The sequence below is a fragment of the Ancylomarina sp. genome, assembly GCF_041555295.1.
Classification (GTDB): Bacteria; Bacteroidota; Bacteroidia; order Bacteroidales; family Marinifilaceae; genus Ancylomarina.
Map to the genome: position 1 here is coordinate 1 of NZ_JBFFKR010000344.1, position 3075 is coordinate 3075.

General features: G+C 36.9%; 2 protein-coding genes. Both read right to left on the minus strand.

Going from position 1 to position 3075, the window contains the following annotated elements:
* The coding region (locus ABY905_RS15650) for a PD-(D/E)XK nuclease family protein (RefSeq protein ID WP_372645555.1) at positions 1 to 2424 on the minus strand (2424 nt) is incomplete at its 3' end.
* A 109-nt stretch (positions 2425 to 2533) separates the two neighbouring features.
* Positions 2534 to 3075, minus strand: a 542-nt coding sequence (locus tag ABY905_RS15655) for a YiiX/YebB-like N1pC/P60 family cysteine hydrolase (protein ID WP_372645557.1), incomplete at its 5' end; no start/stop codon positions are given.

The following is a 3075-nucleotide window of genomic DNA, read 5'->3' on the forward strand; positions in this document are numbered from 1 at the left end:
AACATTTCGTCCATCCGATTTTAAAGGGATTTGTATGTTATAACGACCTTCGACTGCTATCATTTTAAAAGGAGCAAATTCAGAATCAACTTTCAATAACCGATCGATAAATTTCAACATAATATCGAATATCAGACGATTTCGTCCACTAACTTCAACAGGTTTCTCCTTATCTAAATTGAAATAAAGTGTTTTAAAGGCATCTTCCAAAACATTGGTTTGCCTCTTTTTATCTTTTCTTAAGCTTTCAAGATCAGACTTACTTATGGTCTGTCCAATATAAGGCTTGTACAAATCCTCCATAGCCTGATGAAATAGGTTCCCAAACATTGGAGGATCAATTTCCTCAAGAATGGTATCAGGCTCTTTCATCCCTGCCAAATAACGATAGTAGAATCTCAAGCTACAGCCCATATACGAGTTTAGCGCAGAAGGCGAAAAACTTCTCTTATCACTTACACAGTATTCATTAAGCTGCTTAAGTATTCTTCCATTTTTCGCAATACTTATGGGCTTTGCATTGGTAATAACAATATCATGTGAAGGGTGTTTTTCTTCAATCTGAAATACCGATTCGTATTTCAACTGATAAAGGAAACGACTCATTTCACCCGTTCTAATCCCATCACTTTGTGTACTATATAATAACTTGATTTCTTCAGGTCTCTGAATTAATCTGTAGAAGTAATAGGCAAAAATGGCATCCTGATGATCGATGGTAGGCATACCAAAACCTTGACGCAAATGGTATGGCACAAATGAATTGGATGTTCCTGTTTTAGGCAGTTTCCCCTCATTCATTGATAGCACAATGATCTTCTTAAAGTCAAGCAAACGGGTTTCCAATATACCCATCACTTGTAAACCTGCTAAAGGTTCTCCTTCAAATGGAATACTCAAAGACTGAATCATCTTGTCCAGTAAACGATAAAAGGTGTCGAGTTTAATCTCAATCTTATGCTGATCCAACAGACCCGTCAATCGTTTTATGGCTAAAAACAGATGGTAAATATATTCTCGTTCAATTTTATCCAATCGGCCTTCATCTTCTTTATTCAGATCAAGGTTTTTATAAATAGCCTGCAATAAATCGAGCAGATATGAAGAAACCTGTTCGACTGAATTTAAGGGTATAAATAGCTTTTCAATTACCGGGTCACCAACAAGAATTGCACGATTCACATGCACCCAATTACTCTTGATTATTTGTTGAGCTAAACGATCTGCTAACTCGGGGTTAATTGCATTCAAATATTGATGATTCAAAAGTGCCAAAACTTGCTTGTGATGAAATACAAACTCGGAACCTTGTTGACGTCCACCCTTTTGCAAATCGATAATCAGACCTAACAAACTAGCTACAGGGGTGTTCTTAGCTGGATATCCCATGGTCACATTCACATGCTCCACATTTTTAGGAATCGAATTCAACACAGGCAAAAGCAATTCCTCATCAGCCAAAATAACGGCTATCTCTTCCAATTTCACATCCTTCTGCTCAGCGTATTCCTTTAGATATTGATGAGCAAATTTTGCTTGTCCAACTTCAGATGAAAGTGAAATAAACTCTATTGGCTCTCTATCTGCAACAATATTCTTAAAAGAAATTTGACTCTCGGGAGATGGGAATCGTCTCAAGTTATCACGCATAAACAAACCAGCTTCATGATAAGGATTTTTCACATACGACTCATCGTAATCCCAATAGAATTCAGCTTGCTCTCTTTCCTTAAGACATGAAAAAATATCCTTTTCACATCTATTCAGAGCATTGAAACCCGCAAAAATAATCTTATCATATTTAATCTCAATTTCCTTCTTCTCCAATCGATCAACCACCAATCTGCTTGCCATTCCCTCGTAAGCTAGGTCTTCATTTTCCAACTCTTCTCTCAAGTTGGAGTAAATGGTAAACAAAGACTCCCAAACGGAAATGAACTGATGTTGATGCTCTGATAATTTTTCCGGATTAAAAGTGCTCCAAAAAGAGCGAATCGCTTCAATCTGTTCTTCGTCCAGATAATCGAAGATATTTTCAATCTCTTTCTCATCTGCCAAATTTTGAAATAAATGCTTAGCATCTACACGATACTTATCCAAATCATCAAAATCACCCAGAATCATCTCACCCCAATGATAAAACTCATCAAAAGTTTCATCCGTTTTGCAGACAGAGCAGTAGATTTTATACAAACGACACAATAGAGCCAAATTATCCTCAACCATCAGTGGAGACCATTTCTTAATCAGGTCATTAATTGTTAGAACCTCTGGTGCAAAGATTGGTTGATCAACAAGTTCGTTAAGGTATTTTGAAAAGAACAACCCAGCACGACGGTTTGGAAAAACCAACAAACAATTGGATAACTGATTGCCATATCGCGTGTATAATTCGTTTGTAACTTGCTTTAAAAATGAGGACATATATGTTGTGAATGTATGTGTTTAAATTTGAATTCAGACGCGATAAATCACATCTCTACTGGTTGTGACAAACCTTTATTCTTTAACCTTTGTACTTTATCCTTGTTTTCTATTTACTGTAATCGAAAACCCAATCAATTTCTTTTGATTCTGACATGCCGTTAGGATTACAGCCAGGCTTTCCTTCAGGAATTTCAACGCCTAGCTCTTTATAATAATCGACCCAAACAGGGTGAAAACTTCCTGTTTTAGGATCTTTAAAGGTCATCGCATCCAACTTGAATATTTCAGATCCATCACCAGAATGCTTAATCATCTCATAAATCAGTTCGGAGCAATAGTAAGTAGAATCAGACATTAAATATATGGGATCGTAGGGTGAGCCAACGAGACTCTTACCATGTGAAATTGCTTTTTCAATTCGAGCATTGTGTTTTTCCTTTAATCGAGCCACACGTACCTTAGGCATTCGATCCGTATTCAGACTTCTTGTTAAAAAACTATCCAATGCAGTATATTGCACTGCATCTCCTGTGGCTTCCAAAACGACTAGAGAACCATCGACATTTGGTACCATGATACCAACATGAGAAAAACTCATAGGCTTTGCTTCTGCTGTGACCTCTTCAATAGCATCAGACAAAGAACTTC